The organism is Ensifer sp. ENS02, from assembly GCF_014851885.1.
GTDB lineage: Bacteria > Pseudomonadota > Alphaproteobacteria > Rhizobiales > Rhizobiaceae > Ensifer > Ensifer adhaerens.
On record NZ_JACVAO010000014.1, the window covers coordinates 93714 to 110399 of the forward strand.

The window sequence follows — 16686 nt, forward strand, 5'->3', positions numbered from 1 at the left end:
TCACGCCTTTCCGCTTGCGGGGAACAACATCAGGCCCATTGCGACGATGCCGAGAAGCACGCCGGCGGCCTGCGTGAGGCTCAATCGTTCGCCGAACACGGTGAAGGCGATGACATTGACCATAACGAGCTGCACGATCGCCGACAGCGAGATTGCCAGGCCGAGGCCGCCCTCGCGCATGAGCTTCACCATGATGATGTTGCCGATCACGTAGAGCCCGAGTGCGAGCAAGAGCATGCCGAGGTGGTTGTTGGAGACATAGGCGCGCGAGGCGGTGGCGCCGCCAAGGAAGATCGTCGTCGCCAAGAGCATCCAGAGGCCGAAGGCAAGGTTCATGCCCGCACCTCTCTGCCGCGCCAGCGATAGAGGATATCCGGCAGCTGCTCCTCGTTGTCGCCGTCGGTCCGCCGCACAGCCTCGAAGCCCTGGTGCTCGTAGAAGCGCTGGGCATCACGATTGTGTTCGAAGGTCCATAGGCTCAATTCATCCGGTGACATCGCCTTGGCGGTGTCGATCAGCCGGGCGCCAATGCCTGCGCCACGATGCCACTCATCGATGTAAAGCGCGGTGACGTGGTGGTCGTCAGAGAGGGAAAGGAAGCCGGCGATCTCGCCGTCGTCCTCTGCCAAGAGCACGATGCGTTCGGCAAAGACGGTCTCGGCATAATAGCGTTCGACATCGGCATGCTCGTGCACCCGCGGCATCCAGGCCGTCGCGTCGATCCAGCGGTTGAGAATGCCGGCGCAGGCGGCCATGTCGGTCTGTTCGGCCCGGCGGATGCCGATGCTATTCGTCATAGCTGTGTCCCGCGCGCAGGCCTTCGCGGACGCGATGGGCGATTTCGAGGAACTCGGGCGTTTCGCGAATGCCGAGCGGCCGTTCGCGCGGCAGCGGCGATTCGATCACATCGGTGACGCGGCCGGGGCGGGGGCTCATCACCACGATCTTGGTGGAGAGGTAGACAGCTTCAGGGATCGAATGGGTGACGAAGCAGATCGTCTTGTTGGTGCGGGCCCAGAGCTTCAAGAGCTGTTCGTTGAGGTGGTCGCGAACGATCTCGTCGAGCGCGCCGAAGGGCTCGTCCATCAGAAGCAGGTCGGCATCAAACGCCAGTGCGCGGGCGATGGAGGCGCGCTGCTGCATACCACCGGAGAGCTGCCAGGGATATTTCTTGCCGAAGCCGGAGAGGTTGACGAGGTCGAGCGTGCGCTCGATGCGGGCCTTCTTCTCTTCCTTCGAATAGCCCATGATCTCAAGCGGCAGAGCGATGTTGTTTTCGATGGTGCGCCAGGGATAGAGCGCTGCGGCCTGGAAGACGTAGCCATAGGCGCGCTTGTTGCGCGCTTGCTCAGGCGTCATGCCGTTGACGCTGATCGTGCCGGAGGTCGCTTTTTCCAGATCGGCGATCACGCGCAAGAAGGTCGTCTTGCCGCAGCCGGACGGACCGATGAAGGAAACGAAGTCACCCTTGGCGACATCCAGGTTGACGCCGGTCAGTGCATGCACCGGGCCATCGGCGGTTTCGAAAGTCAGGCAGAGGTCCCGGGCCGAAACCACGGATGCGGTATTGGACGTCATCGGCGAATACTCATTCTGGCTGGTCTGTGTCAGACTGCTATCCGGACCGGCAACATGCAATCGCGGATTTGGGTGCGAAGCCGTTTGTTGCTGGTTTTTCAGGGAATTCTGGAGAACGCTCATGTCTCGATCATCCAATCCGGGCTGTCGCGTGGTTCGTCCTGAAGGCGCCGTGGCCGGCCAGCAGGGGCTCAACTATTTCGAGGGCATTGCAGCGGAGACCGTCGGGGCAACCGGGCTCTGCATGCACATCGTCACGATCCCGCCCGGTGCGCGCGCCAAGGCGCATCTGCACGAGAGCCACGAGACGGCGATCTACGTGCTTTCCGGGGAGGCCTGGACCTGGTTTGGCGAGAGGCTTGAGGAGCACATCGTCGCTAGGGCCGGTGAGATGGTCTACATCCCCGCCGGCATGCCGCATCTGCCGGAGAACCGCTCGAACGCGCCCTGTTCGGCCGTCATCGCGCGCACGGATCCGAACCAGCGCGAAAGCCTCGTGCTGCTGCCCGAGCTCGATCAGCTCGTGCCCGCCTGACGGCTCCCAGGCCGAAACGCCCCGCCAAGGTGGCGGGGCATGTCCGGTGGGACAGAGCGGCGCGAAGACGTGCAGGCCGCGAAACATGAGGCCTCAAACGCCCGTGGCCGGAATGCCAGTGCGCTGGACGGCGCGGGGGGCGGTGACTTCTTTCCAGGTGGAAAGGGCTGAGCTGACCGCTGGGAAGGGATCGCGGCGGACGAATTCGCCGTGGCCCTCGCAGGTCTTGACCGTGCTTTCCTCGATCGCGACGACGCCGCGGGTAAGGGTAAAGCGCGGCAGGCCCCTTACCTCCTTGCCTTCGAAGACGTTGTAGTCGATCGTCGACTGCTGGCTCTTGGCGGAGATCGTCTTGGTGCGCTTCGGATCCCAGACGACGAGGTCGGCATCGGCGCCGACGAGGATTGCGCCCTTCTTCGGGTAGATGTTGAGGATCTTGGCGATGTTGGTCGAGGTCACCGCCACAAACTCGTTCATGGTGATGCGGCCGGTGTTGACGCCATGGGTCCACAGCATCGGCATGCGGTCTTCAAGTCCACCGGTGCCGTTCGGGATCTTGGTGAAATCGCCAACGCCGAAGCGCTTCTGCTCGGATGTGAAGGCGCAGTGGTCGGTCGCCACTACCTGCAGCGAGCCCGAGGCAAGGCCTGCCCAGAGTGAATCTTGATGCAGCTTGTTGCGGAAGGGCGGCGACATCACGCGGCGGGCTGCATGGTCCCAGTCCTTGTTGAAATATTCGGTTTCATCCAGCGTAAGGTGCTGGATCAACGGCTCGCCGAAGACGCGCATGCCCTTGGAGCGGGCGCGGCGGATCGCTTCGTGCGCCTGCTCACAGGAGGTGTGCACGATGTAGACCGGGCATCCGGCCATATCGGCGATCATGATCGCGCGGTTGGTCGCTTCGCCCTCGACTTCTGCCGGACGCGAATAGGCGTGCGCCTCCGGCCCGTTGTTGCCCTCGGCAAGCAGCTTTGCCTGCAGCTGCGCGACGACGTCGCCGTTTTCGGCGTGCACCAACGGCAGCGCACCAAGTGCTGCGCAGCGCTGGAAGGACGAGAACATCTCGTCGTCATCCACCATCAGGGCGCCCTTATAGGCCATGAAGTGCTTGAAGGTGTTGATGCCCTTGTCCTTGACGATGGTCTCCATCTCGTTGAAGACCTGCTCGCTCCACCAGGTGATCGCCATGTGGAAGGAATAGTCGCAGTTGGCGCGGGTGGACTTGTTGTCCCACATGGTGAGCGCTTCGAGCAGCGACTGGTTGGGCGAGGGCAGTGCAAAGTCGACCACCATGGTCGTGCCGCCGGCAAGGGCTGCCCGCGTGCCGCTTTCGAAGTCGTCGGAGGAATAGGTGCCCATGAAGGGCATTTCGAGATGCGTATGCGGGTCGATGCCGCCGGGCATGATGTAACAGCCGCTCGCATCGAGCGTTTCGTCGCCCGACAGGTTCGGGCCGATCTCGACGATCTTTCCGCCCTCGATCTTGACGTCCGCCTTGTAGGTCAGGTCGGCCGTGACGATGGTTCCACCCTTGATGACAGTGCTCATGATTGTTCCTCGCGATTGCGCTTCCGGCGGCCAGGCAACCGCCACGAAAAAGGGCGGAACTTTCGTCCCGCCCGCAAACTCATTCGACGATTTCGGCCGTTTCGACGACGGCGTGGAAGAGGACGTCGGCGCCGGCGCTGGCCCACTCCCTGGAGATGTCCTCCGCCTCGTTGTGGCTGAGGCCACCGACGCAGGGGCACATGATCATCGTCGTCGGCGCGACCTTGGCGGCCCAGCAGGCATCATGCCCGGCGCCCGAGATGAGGTTCATGTGGCTGTAGCCGAGATGCTCGGCGGCGTTACGCACGGCGCTGACGAGCTTTGGATCGAAGGTGACCGGCTCGAAATGGCCGATCGCCTCGATGGAACAGCCGACGCCAAGCGCGTCAGTGATCTTCGGTGCCTCGGCCTCGATCTTTGCCCGCATGCGGTCGAGCTTGGCCTTGTCCGGCGAGCGGATGTCGACGGTGAAGACCACCTTGCCCGGCAGCACATTGCGGGAATTGGGTGAGAAGAACACCTGGCCGACGCCGCCGACGGCGCCCGGCTGGTTTTCCATCGCGACGCCCTGGACCATTTCCAGAATGCGGGCCATGGCAAGGCCGGCGTTAACGCGCATGTTCATCGGGGTCGAGCCCGTATGGGCTTCGCGGCCGGTGAGCGTGAACTCCAGCCACCATAGGCCCTGACAGTGGGTGACGACGCCGATGTCCTTGCCCTCGGCTTCGAGGATCGGGCCCTGCTCGATATGGTACTCGAAATAGGCGTGCATCTTGCGGGCGCCGACTTCCTCGTCGCCGACCCAGCCGATGCGTTTCAGTTCGTCGCCAAAGGTCTTTCCTTCGGGATCCTTGCGGCCATAGGCGAAATCCTGACTGTGCACGCCGGCAAAGACGCCCGATGCGAGCATGGCCGGCGCGAAGCGCGCGCCTTCCTCGTTGGTCCAGTTGGTGACGACGACAGGATGCTTGGTCTTGATGCCGAGATCGTTCATCGAGCGAACGACCTCGAGGCCCGAGAGCACGCCGAGCACGCCGTCATACTTGCCGCCGGTCGGCTGGGTATCGAGATGCGAGCCGATATAGACGGGCAGCGCATCCGGGTCGGTGCCGGGCCTTGTGAAGAACATATTGCCCATGGTGTCGACGCCCATGGTGAGGCCGGCCTTTTCGCACCAGGACTGGAACAGCCGGCGCCCTTCGGCGTCCTCGTCGGTCAGCGTCTGGCGGTTGTTGCCGCCCGCGACACCAGGGCCGATCTTGGCCATTTCCATAAGTGAATCCCACAGGCGGTCGGCATTGACGCGCATGTTCTCGCCAGGTGCAGCCACGGCGGTCTCCTCATCTTTTCAGGGCTTTGCCTTGATCGGCGCGCCCTCATGTTCCCGTGGTCAAATCCAGGCTTGGTTTTTTCTGGTGCCCTTCGATCAGCCGTTGCCTTTGGCGGTGAACTGGCTGATAATTTGACCGGTTGGTAAACATTACAACTTCCGTTGCGGCACTCAAGCCGGAAAAACAAAAAAACGAAGTTGTTGCCCAATAAGATGGCGGGGCCGGAAATTGGGCAGCCGGTTCCTGCGCGACGAGCTGCGCAGGCATGGCCAGGGGGACATATGGTATTACCGAGAGCGGCCAGGACCCAGAGGCGGACCCGCATACAAGGGGAGAAGGAAGAGCGCATTCTCGAGGCCGCGCTCGAAGTCTTCTCCGCCAACGGTTTCCGCGGCTCGACGGTCGATCAGATCGCCGAAGTGGCGGGCATGTCGAAACCCAATTTGCTCTATTATTTCCGCACCAAGGAAGCGATGCACCGGGCGCTGATCGACCGGGTGCTCGACACCTGGCTCGACCCCTTGCGAGAATTCAACGCCGAGGGGAACCCGGTCGCCGAAATCCGCAGCTATATTCGGCGCAAGCTCGAAATGGCCCGTGACTATCCGCGCGAAAGCCGGCTCTTCGCCAACGAGGTGCTGCAGGGGGCGCCGCATATCGAGGACGAGCTCAAGGGGCCCTTGAAGTCGCTGGTCGACGAGAAGGCCGAGGTAATCCGGGCCTGGGCCAAGGCCGGCAAGATCGCCAAATGCGACCCCTATCACCTGATCTTCGCGATCTGGTCCACCACCCAGCACTACGCGGACTTCGACGTGCAGGTGCGCGCCGTGCTCGGCCAGGGAAACGCCGGGGACGGGCGCTTCGAGGATGCGGCACGCTTCCTCGAACGGCTCTTCGTCGACGGGCTGCAGGTGAGCGAGCAGCCGGCGGCTTGAGCCGCCTTTCAATCTGGCAGCAGCGCCATCAACAGCAGGCCGCAGGCCGTGGTCAGCGCGCCGGCAAGCACCGGCAGGCTGGTCCAGCCATGGCCCAGAAGACCCTCGAGCAGGATGATGAAGCTCGGCGTCAGATAGCCGTAGCCAAGCACTTTCGATGCGGGTAGCCGCATCGAGGCGTATTGCAGGAGCAGGAAGGTGATCGCCGTGGTCACAACGGCCAGATAGAGGACGGCGAGCCAGACGACCGGTGGCAGGCTGGCGAAATCGGCCGTGACGAGACCGGCCGCGCCCGGTACCAGCAGCCAGGGCACGGTGAAGACAGCCACCCAGAAGCCGAAGGCGAATGGACTTTCCTCTCGGCCGAACTTGCGGATCAGCGGCACATAGACCGCGTGGCAGACGACGCCGACGAAGAAGATCAATTCGCCCTGGCCGACGTCGAAGGCAAGGATCGCGCCGACATCGGCGCGAAAGATCACCCAGACGGCGCCAAGGGCAGCGATGATGAGCCCGGCGAGCACGCCCGGGCGCGTATGCTGACCGAGCAACACAAACGCGAAGCCGGCGCTCAAGAGCGGCATCAGCGTGAAGACCGCGCCTGTTGAAACAGGGCTGGTGAACTCCAGCGCCTTGAACATCGTCAGCATGTAGACGGCGATCAACCCGCCGAGGATTACGAAGCGCCACGCTTGCTTGGGAAAGCGAAAGGGAACGCGCGCATAGCCGAAGGTGAGCAGGCCAAGGACGACGACGGTCAAAAGATAGCGCCAGAGCGTCAGCGGCCCAGCGCCCATATGTTGGGTGGCAAGGCCGCCGAAGGAAAAGGAGCCGGCGATCAGGACGGCGAAGGTCATCATCGCCAGATGCGCCTTCAGCTTCTCGGCGCCCTTCGCATGAACCTGGTGCGCGGTTTTCGGGGAGACGTCCTGTTTCATGGGGGCTTCCGGATTGGATCGGCGGCGAGGGCGGGAAGGATCTCCACTACTAGATCATTTCAGCGCTTCATTGAAACCGTGAAAAGATCCAAAGCCTTGAAGGTATGCAACTTCGGGCGTGGAAACTGTTTCACGCTTTCAAGGGGTTGCACTACGCGTTCGACGGTGCAGGTTGCAAGGCCGTGGAGATACCGGCGGCATCCCCGACGATCCAGGTTTCGAGCGTCGCCTGCCGGCCGCGCAGGCCGATGTCCAGCCGCTCATGCCCTTCGATCACCAGGCCCGCGCGGTTGACGAGCTCGGCCGAGACGGCCAATTGTACGTCGTGTTCCTTGGCGAGGCCTTCCAGACGGCTCGCCGTGTTGATCGTATCGCCGACCGCCGTCAGCGATGTGGCCTGGCCGTAGCCGATCTCGCCGATGATCGCCGGGCCGGCGTGCAGGCCCATGGCGATGCGCAGCGGCTCGTCGAGTTCGCCGCGGAAGGTCTGGTTCAGTGTCTCGAGGCCCTTGGATATGCGCACGGCGGCGGCAAGCGACTGCCGGCAGGCCTCAGTGTAGGTGCTCTTCAGCCCGAAGATCGCCAATGCGCCGTCACCGATGAACTTGTCGATGACGCCGCCGGAATCCTCGACCGCTTCGCCCACCATCTCGAAGTAGCGGTTGAGCAGGAACACGGTGTCGAAAGGCAGCTTGTGTTCGGCAATGCTGGTGAAGCCCCGCAGGTCGCAGAAGAGCACGGCGATGCGCCGTTCGCGACCTTCGCCGCCCTCGCGGCCGATCTGCTTCTTGATGCCGAGGCTGTCGCTGTCGAGGATCGGCACGACGGTGACGTTGTGGACAGGGCGAAACTGGCAGGCGAGGCGGACATTGTCGGGTGCGCCGATCCGGGTGAGTGTCGCGAGCTCGGCATCCTCGGGTGGCGGCTGGTCTTCAAGCCCCTGGATGATGCGCACCCGGCAGGTCGAGCATCGGCCACGGCCGCCGCAGACCGAGACGTGGGCGATGCCCGCGGCCCTACTCGCCTCGAGCACGCTGAAGCCGAGATTGACGGTGGCCACCCGACCGTCGGGATAGCGCACGCGAATGCGCCCGCCCTTTGGCATGGCCCGCAGCAGGAACGTGCCGGCGATCAGGCCGCCGAAGCCGAAATAGAGGCCGAGCCGAATATCCTCGAGAAGCGTGAGGTCGAACTGAGGCTTCGAATAGGAACGGTCGCCGTAGCCGCCATGTTCGGCGTAACCGTCCTCGATCGAGCGGGCGCCGCTGACGAAGCCGAGCAGCGCGAAGATCGGCACGAGGATCGCGACCGTGTAGAGCAGGATTTCGTAACGCGGGAACCAGGCGCGGCCGCGCATCCAGAACCAGGCCCCGAGGCAGCCGTGGCCCCAGACGAGCAACAGGGCGACCGACTGCCTGATGGCGTTGAACGAATTCGACCAGAGCGTGCGAAGCATGTCCGGATAGTCCACGTCGATCCCTGTGAGGAGTGGCTCGACGCGTGCGGCGGTGATATGACCGATCAAAAGGAAAGGCAGGCTGAGGCCGAAGACGATCTTCAGCGCCTCGCGCGCCGGCATTCTGAGTGTCTGCCGACGATAGATGCTTTCGAGGGCCATGACGAAGTGCAGCAACAGGGCGCCATAGAGCAGCACCGTGCCAGGCAGGCTGTGCCAGATGAGATTGAAGCCCCTGCGGGCGGTTTCCATCGCCTCGATGGAGATCAGGCCGAGCGAATGGTTGAAGAAATGCGCCAGGACAAACGTACCGAGGATGGCCCCGGAGACGAGGTGCATTCGCTTGCGTCGGTTGGCCGAAATGATCGTCAAGCAACAAGTCCGGCTCTGCCGGAGCGTCGTCCGGCTGCAGTGTCAAAACCTTTGGAGATCGCGTTGCGGCCCTGATCGAGCCCGCGACGCACCCCGTATGAGTACTCCCTTATTATCCAGATCGTACGAGCCGACAACTTACCATTTTTACACAATCTGTTTCGTTTTCGTGTCCTGTTCGTTATCGGCCGGGAACGCTATTCAACGGAGTTCGGCCGTCGGGCCGCGCTCGGGCGCCGGAGGGATCCGCAGAGCCGGGCGAAGCGGCCGCCAAAGCCGGCCATTATCCACACGCCGCCGCCTTTGGAAGCAGGAATGCTCCGCGGATCATTGCATCATGGGGGCCAGTCGATCGGCCAGCGTGTCGATCATCAGCCGCAATTTCGGCGGCATGTATTGCGTGCGCGGCCACACGACATGGGCTGCGAAGGAGAGGGCGGGCACATCGGTAAGAATGCGGACGAGCCGTCCTGAGTCGATGTGGCTGCGCACCAGCCAGCACGGCAGCCATGCGAGGCCGAAGCCGTCTGCCGCCGCATCGGCGATCGAGGTCAGGTCGTCGAGTTTCAGCCGTGCCGGCGGCGTCACCTGCCGGGGTACCGCTCCCTTGACCGGGAAGGACCAGGAAAGCGCATCGCTGCTGCGCCGATAGAGGATCGCCTGATGGTGAAGAAGGTCATCGATGCTGCGCGGCGTGCCGTGCCGCTGCAGGTAGGCGGGGGAGGCGCAGACCGTCATGGGCTGGTCGGCAACCTTGCGCGCCATCACATCGGGTTCATCGGGCAGTGGACCTGTGCGAATGGCGAGATCGAAGCCGTCCTCGACAAGATCGACCCTGCGGTCGCTGAAATTGACGTCGAGTTCCAGGAGCGGGTGCTGACCCAGCAGTTCCGACAAGAGCGGCATGACGCATTGCCGTCCGAAAACCACGGGCAGGGACATGCGCAGCCGACCTCTGATCTCCTGCTTGCCCGATTCCAGCAGTGCCTCGCCGGCACGAATCTCACCAACGGCTCTGAGACAACTTTCATAATAGAGCTGGCCTTCGGCCGTCAGGCTCTGCGTGCGGGTCGTGCGATGGAAGAGCCGGACGCCAAGTCTTTGTTCGAGCTTGGCAATCGTCTTGCCGACAGCGGAGCGCGAGAGGTTCAGCCGTTCGGCCGCCGCTGAAAATCCACCAGCTTCGACCGCCTCGACGAAGATCGAAATGCCTCCCAACCGCTCCAAGATTGTCTCCTTTTAAGAACCAATATGGCGAATTCTTATCGCAACTGGAGAGATAAATTCAACGCTATGCTTCCTCCATCAGATCAATCCAGTGAAAGGAACGGACTATGGCAAGACTGATGAAGGAATGGACGATCGACGCGCTTGGAGCCGAAAACCTCAAAATTACCGAGCGCCGTGTTCCGGAGCCGGGCCCAGGTGAGGTGCTTGTTCGCACGACGGCCGTGTCGCTCAATTTTCGCGACAAGCTGGTCTTGGAAAACGGCATGGGCATGCCGCTTTCCTTCCCCTTCGTGCCGGGCTCCGACATGGCAGGGGTGGTCGAAGCGGTCGGCCGGGGCGTGACGCGCTTTCAGCCGGGCGATCGGGTCATCTCCGTTTTCGATCCGACCTGGATCGACGGTCAAAAGCCGGGAACGGCTCGTCACCCAACGTCGTTTGCCCTTGGCGGCCTGAACCCGGGTGTCGCGTCGCAATATGTCGCTTTCCCTGAGGACTGGTTCGTCGCAGCACCCGAGAGCCTCGACGACGGCGAGGCGAGCACCTTGCCCTGTGCCGGGGTGACGGCCTGGTTCGCGCTGGTCGAGAAGGGGCATCCGAAGGCCGGGGATCGCGTGGTCGTGCAGGGGACCGGCGGCGTGTCGCTGTTCGGGTTGCAGATCGCCAAGGCGCATGGCGCCGAGGTCATCGTCACGTCGGCCAGCCAGGAAAAGCTCGAGCGCGCGCTTGCTCTGGGCGCCGACCATGGCATCAACCGCGTAAGAGAGGATTGGGCGGAGCGGGTTCTTGAGATTACCGGCGATCACGGCGCCGATCATATTCTGGAGATGGCGGGCGGCGCTAATCTCGGCAAGTCGCTGCAGGCGGTTGCCGTGCAAGGGCGGATATCGGTGATCGGAGTGTTCGAAGGCGCGGAGATCTCGGCACCAGTCACGCCGGTCCTGCTGAAATCGCCGGTCATCCAGGGCATTGGCGTCGCTCACCGCCGGGCGCTGCAGGATCTCGTCGTCGCGATCGACCGGACCGCGATCAAGCCAGTCATCGATGCGCGCTATTCGTTCGAACAGTTCCGCGAGGCTCTGGCGCATCTCGACCGCGGCCCGTTCGGCAAGGTCGTCGTCGAGTTCTGAGGGCACATGAGAAAACGCCGCCGGATTTGTGGTCCGGCGGCGTTTCGATGAAGTGACGAGATCCGCTACTCAGCGGCCTGGCGGGCCATCGGGTTGTTCGGATGGGTCGTCCAGTTGGCGTAGTTTGGATCGACCGGCTTGCCGGTGCGCTGGTCGAGCGTGCCGGCCGGCAGCTCTTCCATGGTGATGCAGTTTTCGACGGGACAGACGTTGACGCAGAGATTGCAGCCAACGCACTCGTCTTCCATTACCTCGAAGTGACGTACGCCGTTGACGAACTGTGTGATCGCCTGATGCGAGGTGTCCTCGCAGGCGATGTGGCAGCGACCGCACTTGATGCAGGCATCCTGGTCGATCTTCGCCTTGGCGATGTAGTTGAGGTTCAGATACTGCCAGTCGGTAACGTTCGGGACCGCGCGTCCGGTGATATCATCGAGGTTGCGGTGACCCTTGGCGTCCATCCAGTCGGAGAGGCCCGAGATCATTTCCTGGACGATCTTGAAGCCATAGGTCATGGCTGCGGTGCAGACCTGGACGTTGCCGGCGCCAAGTGCCAGGAACTCGGCCGCGTCGCGCCAGGTGGTGATGCCGCCGATGCCGGAGATCGGCAGGCCGTAGGTTTCCGGATCGCGAGCGATCTCGGCGACCATATTGAGCGCGATCGGCTTCACCGCCGGGCCGCAATAGCCGCCGTGGGTGCCCTTGCCGCCGACCGTCGGGTTGGGGGCGAAGTTGTCGAGGTCGATCGAGACGATCGAATTGATCGTGTTGATCAACGACACCGCGTCGGTGCCGCCGGCCTTGGCGGCGCGGGCGGGCTTGCGGATGTCGGTGATATTGGGCGTCAATTTGGTGATGACAGGCATGCGCGTGTACTGCTTGCACCAGCGCACGACCATCTCGATGTATTCCGGCACCTGGCCGACCGCAGCACCCATGCCACGTTCGGACATGCCGTGCGGACAGCCGAAGTTGAGTTCGATGCCGTCGGCGCCGGTTTCCTCGACCAGCGGCAGGATCGCCTTCCACGCCTCTTCCTCGCAGGGCACCATGATCGAGGCGATCAGGGCGCGATCCGGCCAGTTCATCTTCACCTGCTTCATTTCGCGCAGGTTCACATAGAGGTCGCGGTCGGTGATGAGCTCGATGTTGTTCAGCCCGAGCAGCCGGCGGTCGGCGCCCCAGATCGCGCCGTAGCGCGGGCCGTTGACGTTGACGACCGGCGGGCCTTCCTCGCCGAGCGTCTTCCAGACGACGCCGCCCCAGCCCGCCTTGAAGGCGCGCTCGACGTTGTAAGCTTTGTCCGTTGGTGGGGCGGATGCCAGCCAGAACGGGTTCGGGGATTTGATGCCGACAAAATTATTGCGAAGATCAGCCATTGGTTTCTCCTCCCGATCCCTTAGGCAACTGCGCTCGCGCGCGGCGCTGCCGCGGCGAAGGCCCGATTGATCGATTCAGCCGCGTCGCGGCCCATGGCGACGGCCGAGACCGTGAGGTCTTCACCGCCGAGCACGCAGTCGCCGCCGGCCCAGACGTTGGGCAGCGACGTGCGCCCTTCGGCGTCGGCAACAATGCGGCCGCCTTCGAGTTGCAGCGCGCCGAGGCCTGCTCCGAGGAAGCTCTGGCCGATCGCCTTGAAGATCTGGTCGGCAGCAATGATACCGGTTTCGCCGGTCGCCGTCAGCTTTCCGTCTTCGAGCGTGGTGTATTCCAGCTCGATGCCGGCGACCTTGCCATCCTTTTCGGCAATGCGCTTCGGCTGCAGCCAGTGGCGGATGGTGACTCCCTTGGAGGCCGCCAGGTCCTGCTCGAACTCGGAGGCGTTCATGTGCTGCTTGCCGCGGCGATAACAGATCGTCACTTCTTCCGCGCCGAGCAGCTTTGCCTGCACCGCCGCATCGATTGCGGTCATGCCGCCACCGAGGACGACGACGCGACGGCCGACCGGGATATCGGCCTTGGTCTTCGACTGGCGAAGGGCGGCGATGAAGTCGACGGCATCGTCAACGCCTTCGGCACTTTCGCCTTCGAGACGCAGCGCGTTCACGCCCGCAAGGCCGAGGCCGAGGAAGACGGCGTCATACTGTTCCGAGAGGTCGGCGAGGGTGAAATCGCGGCCGATCGCCTGGCCCTGGCGCACTTCGATGCCGCCGATCGCCAGCACGTAGTCGACTTCCTTCTGCGCGAAGTCGTCGACCGACTTGTAGGCGGCAATGCCGTACTCATTGAGGCCGCCGGACTTCGGCCGGGCATCGTAGATCACGACGTCGTGGCCCTTGACGGCCAACCGATGGGCAGCAGCAAGGCCGGCCGGGCCGGCGCCGACGACGGCGATCTTGCGGCCGGAGGTTTCAGCACGGGTGTAGAACTGCTTGTTCTCTTTCATCGCCACGTCGGTTGCATAGCGCTGCAGGCGGCCGATCTCGACCGGGCGCTCCTCGGCGGTGTTGCGAACGCAAGCCTGTTCGCACAGCGTTTCGGTGGGACAGACGCGGGCGCACATGCCGCCCAGGATGTTCTGATCGAAGATCGTCTTGGCCGATCCGATCGGGTTGCCGGTCGATATCTGCCGAATGAACAGCGGGATATCGATGGAGGTGGGACAGGCCGTCATGCACGGCGCGTCATGGCAGAAGTAACAGCGGTCGGAAGCGACGAGGGCCTCGTGCCTGTCGAGCGGTGGATGCAGGTCGGAGAAATTGCTCTCGTACTCCCCGAGCGGCAGGCGGCCGCCGAGGATCCCAGATTGTGTCGTTCCCATTTTTGGCTCCCAATGTTTTCTCAGGATGATGGAACGGTAACACGCTTTATTTTTTTATCAAACGGTAAAAATTTAAGGTCGAAACGGGCGAAAAGCCTTGTGATCCCGGGCCTTGCGGCAGACCTGCCAAGCCCTTGTTCTTGGCCGATGTTTGACAGGGCGGGGCAATAGTGGCAGCAGATCAGAGCGGGATGAGGAAAAGTGTGCGCGGTTTTCTGCCCGCACCCCGCTCTGCTTATGAAGATCGATCACGATACTTTTGGATCGTCAGGATCCAAAAGTATCGTGATCGGGGGGAATGGAGAACAGCGATGGCACGCAGGGGCGAGGCGAACAACAGGCTTGACGATGCTGCCCGGGCGGGCTGGCTATACTATGTCGCTGGCCGCACCCAGGATGAGATCGCCACCGTCATGGGAATCTCGCGCCAGTCGGCGCAGCGGTTGGTTTCGCTCGCCATGTCCGAGCGGCTGATCAAGGTTCGGCTTGACCATCCGATTGCCGCCTGCCTCGAGGCGGCCGCAGGTCTTCGCGACAAATACGGACTGAAACATGTGGAGGTGGTGCCGAGCGATCCCGGTTCGACGTCGACGACCGTTGGCATCGCGGAAGCCGGGGCCGCCGAGATCGAGCGCTGGCTGAAATCGTCCGAGCCGCAGGTGCTGGCGATCGGTACCGGGCGCACGCTGAAAGCGGCGGTCGATCAGTTGCCGCCGATGGAATGTCCGCAGCACCGCATCGTGTCGCTCACGGGCAATATCGGCCTTGATGGTTCGGCCGCCTATTACAACGTCATCTTCAGCATGGCCGATGCGGTCAAGGCCCGGCATTTTCCGATGCCGCTGCCGGTGCTCGCCGCTTCGGCCGAGGAGCGGGAGGTGCTGCACAGCCAGAGCCTGGTGCAGGTGGCTCTGAAGCTAGGCGCCGAAGCCAATGTCGCCTTCGTCGGCGTCGGCGAGCTCGGCCCGGACGCGCCGCTCTGCCAGGACGGGTTCCTCGCCCAGGACGAGATGGCCGGTCTGACCAAGGCGGGTGCCGCGGGCGAGATCTGTGGCTGGATGTTCGATCATGATGGCGCGTTGCTCTCGGGCAGCTTCAACGAGCGCGTCGCCTCCGTTCCCTTGCCGCCGCGCGACCGGGCGTCTGTCATCGGACTTGCCAAGGGGCAGCGCAAATATGAGGCGCTGCGGGCGGCCGTAAAGGGCGGCATTATCAACGGCCTTATCACCGATGAGGCGACGGCGATCTATCTGCTCCACGCATGATCGTTATGCGAAACGATTGAAAAGGCCGGCCCCAGCGCCGTCCTTTCGCATTTGCGAAACGAAAAAATCGGCAATCAAAACAATCTTCTAATGTTTCTGTGTGCGCCGCAGCAACGAATGCGCATTGACAATTCGTCATGAGAAGTGAGTAATTGCCCATGAGCGAGGCAAATGCTCAATTTCTTCTGGGAGGAAGTCGATGAACTTGAGAACTTTCCTGCTGGGCACGTGCTCGGCAGTCGCACTGTCGGGTCTGGCCCAAGCAGAAACCCTGACGATCGCGACCGTGAACAACGGCGACATGATCCGGATGCAGAAGCTGACGGAAGATTTCACGTCCAAGAATCCGGACATTCAGCTCGAGTGGGTAACGCTTGAGGAAAACGTGCTGCGCCAGCGCGTGACGACCGATATCGCCACCAAGGGCGGCCAGTACGACATCATGACGATCGGCACCTATGAAGTGCCGATCTGGGCGAAGCAGGGCTGGCTGCTGCCGCTCGACAATCTCGGCGCCGACTACGATGTCGACGACCTCTTGCCGGCGATCCGCTCCGGCCTCACCATCGACGGCAAGCTCTATGCGGCACCCTTCTACGGCGAAAGCTCGATGGTGATGTACCGCAAGGACCTGTTCGAGAAGGCCGGGCTGACCATGCCCGACGCGCCGACCTGGGACTTCATCGCCGACGCGGCACGTAAGATCACAGACAAGAACGCCGAAGTCTACGGCATCTGCCTGCGCGGCAAGGCCGGCTGGGGCGAGAACATGGCCTTCCTGACGGCGACCGCGAACGCCTTTGGCGCCCGCTGGTTCGACGAGAACTGGAAGCCGCAGTTCGACCAGCCCGAATGGAAGAACGCGCTCGACTTCTACGTCAAGCTGATGAACGACGCCGGACCGCCCGGCGCATCCTCCAACGGCTTCAACGAGAACCTGTCGCTGTTCCAGACCGGCAAGTGCGGCATGTGGATCGATGCGACCGTGGCCGCTTCCTTCGTCACCAACCCGAAGGAATCGACCGTTGCCGATAAGGTCGGCTTCGCGCTGGCGCCGGACACCGGCCTCGGCAAACGCGGCAACTGGCTCTGGGCCTGGAACCTCGCGATCCCCGCAGGCTCGCAGAAGGTCGCCTCGGCCGAGAAGTTCATCTCCTGGGCAACCGGCAAGGACTATCTGAAGCTCGTCGCAGACAAGGAAGGCTGGGCGAACGTTCCTCCGGGCACGCGCACCTCGCTCTACGCCAACCCCGAGTACCAGAAGGCAGCACCCTTCGCGAAGATGACGCTCGACTCGATCAACGCGGCCGACCCGAAGAACCCGGCGGTCAAGCCGGTTCCCTATGTCGGCGTGCAGTTCGTGGCGATCCCGGAATTCCAGGGTCTCGGCACGGCGGTCGGCCAGCAGTTCTCGGCGGCTCTTGCCGGCCAGATGAGCGTCGACGACGCGCTTGCCAGCGCCCAGAAGCTGACCGAACGCGAAATGACCAAGGCCGGTTACATCAAGTAAGGCTCCCAAGGGCCCGGGGTGCTGGCCGCAAATGGCTGGCGCCCCGGTAAATCCCGAAGGTAGCCGCAGGGCTCGCGCGGAAAAACGCGCCGCCCGACCC

At 63.1% G+C, this 16686-nt stretch carries 15 protein-coding genes; 5 read left to right on the plus strand and 10 right to left on the minus strand.

All coding sequences use genetic code 11. The features are described 5' to 3' along the window. Genes IB262_RS26620 through IB262_RS26630 form a run of 3 tightly spaced genes read right to left on the minus strand, consistent with a single transcriptional unit; the run spans window position 1 to window position 1578 of the window. Window positions 1-336, minus strand: coding sequence for a membrane protein (locus tag IB262_RS26620; RefSeq protein WP_034794138.1), 336 nt, complete (start codon window positions 334-336; stop codon window positions 1-3). Then, window positions 333-797: a GNAT family N-acetyltransferase gene (locus IB262_RS26625; protein WP_060518919.1), complete on the minus strand. Its 465-nt coding sequence runs from the start codon at window positions 795-797 to the stop codon at window positions 333-335. Before IB262_RS26625 ends, IB262_RS26620 begins: the two co-directional genes overlap by 4 nt. Beyond that, complete coding sequence (locus tag IB262_RS26630) at window positions 787-1578, minus strand: ABC transporter ATP-binding protein (protein WP_034794266.1); 792 nt, start codon at window positions 1576-1578, stop codon at window positions 787-789. Before IB262_RS26630 ends, IB262_RS26625 begins: the two co-directional genes overlap by 11 nt. A gap of 121 nt (window positions 1579-1699) precedes the next feature. Here IB262_RS26630 and IB262_RS26635 point away from each other — a divergent pair, with 121 nt between their 5' ends. Beyond that, complete coding sequence (locus IB262_RS26635; protein ID WP_112975181.1) at window positions 1700-2113, plus strand: cupin domain-containing protein; 414 nt, start codon at window positions 1700-1702, stop codon at window positions 2111-2113. Window positions 2114-2206: 93 nt separating this feature from the next. Here IB262_RS26635 and hydA read toward each other — a convergent pair whose 3' ends face one another. After that, window positions 2207-3661, minus strand: a complete 1455-nt coding sequence (gene hydA, locus IB262_RS26640) for a dihydropyrimidinase (protein WP_134886344.1) — start codon at window positions 3659-3661, stop codon at window positions 2207-2209. Between the two features lie 79 nt (window positions 3662-3740). Beyond that, the gene (locus tag IB262_RS26645) at window positions 3741-4991 is read right to left on the minus strand and encodes a Zn-dependent hydrolase (protein WP_090298213.1); all 1251 of its coding nucleotides are present in this window, start codon (window positions 4989-4991) and stop codon (window positions 3741-3743) included. A 282-nt stretch (window positions 4992-5273) separates the two neighbouring features. Here IB262_RS26645 and IB262_RS26650 point away from each other — a divergent pair, with 282 nt between their 5' ends. Beyond that, window positions 5274-5927: a TetR family transcriptional regulator C-terminal domain-containing protein gene (locus IB262_RS26650; RefSeq protein WP_034794116.1), complete on the plus strand. Its 654-nt coding sequence runs from the start codon at window positions 5274-5276 to the stop codon at window positions 5925-5927. 8 nt (window positions 5928-5935) lie between these two features. On the opposite strand, the gene IB262_RS26655 is transcribed toward IB262_RS26650, so the two are convergent. The 3 genes from IB262_RS26655 to IB262_RS26665 form a co-directional block, all read right to left on the minus strand. Further along, window positions 5936-6865 carry a DMT family transporter gene (locus IB262_RS26655; protein WP_051659304.1) on the minus strand — a complete coding sequence of 310 codons (930 nt, stop codon included), beginning with the start codon at window positions 6863-6865 and terminating at the stop codon, window positions 5936-5938. 151 nt (window positions 6866-7016) lie between these two features. Beyond that, window positions 7017-8693 (minus strand): adenylate/guanylate cyclase domain-containing protein, encoded by a 1677-nt coding sequence (locus IB262_RS26660; RefSeq protein WP_112975179.1) that lies wholly within the window; start codon window positions 8691-8693, stop codon window positions 7017-7019. A 327-nt stretch (window positions 8694-9020) separates the two neighbouring features. Further along, window positions 9021-9920 carry a LysR family transcriptional regulator gene (locus tag IB262_RS26665; RefSeq protein ID WP_034794112.1) on the minus strand — a complete coding sequence of 300 codons (900 nt, stop codon included), beginning with the start codon at window positions 9918-9920 and terminating at the stop codon, window positions 9021-9023. A gap of 107 nt (window positions 9921-10027) precedes the next feature. Between IB262_RS26665 and IB262_RS26670 the strand changes: the two genes are divergently transcribed. Further along, entirely contained in the window at window positions 10028-11050 is a 1023-nt protein-coding gene (locus IB262_RS26670) for an NAD(P)-dependent alcohol dehydrogenase (protein WP_112975178.1), read from the plus strand. A 65-nt stretch (window positions 11051-11115) separates the two neighbouring features. Here IB262_RS26670 and preA read toward each other — a convergent pair whose 3' ends face one another. Together preA and IB262_RS26680 are read right to left on the minus strand one after the other, a co-directional pair. Then, window positions 11116-12429 carry an NAD-dependent dihydropyrimidine dehydrogenase subunit PreA gene (preA, locus tag IB262_RS26675; protein WP_112975177.1) on the minus strand — a complete coding sequence of 438 codons (1314 nt, stop codon included), beginning with the start codon at window positions 12427-12429 and terminating at the stop codon, window positions 11116-11118. A 20-nt stretch (window positions 12430-12449) separates the two neighbouring features. Continuing rightward, window positions 12450-13811 carry an NAD(P)-dependent oxidoreductase gene (locus IB262_RS26680; protein WP_112975176.1) on the minus strand — a complete coding sequence of 454 codons (1362 nt, stop codon included), beginning with the start codon at window positions 13809-13811 and terminating at the stop codon, window positions 12450-12452. A gap of 311 nt (window positions 13812-14122) precedes the next feature. Here IB262_RS26680 and IB262_RS26685 point away from each other — a divergent pair, with 311 nt between their 5' ends. Beyond that, window positions 14123-15076 carry a sugar-binding transcriptional regulator gene (locus IB262_RS26685; protein ID WP_192493993.1) on the plus strand — a complete coding sequence of 318 codons (954 nt, stop codon included), beginning with the start codon at window positions 14123-14125 and terminating at the stop codon, window positions 15074-15076. A gap of 199 nt (window positions 15077-15275) precedes the next feature. Continuing rightward, window positions 15276-16586, plus strand: a complete 1311-nt coding sequence (locus IB262_RS26690; protein WP_060582418.1) for a sugar ABC transporter substrate-binding protein — start codon at window positions 15276-15278, stop codon at window positions 16584-16586. Window positions 16587-16686 lie beyond the last annotated feature (100 nt).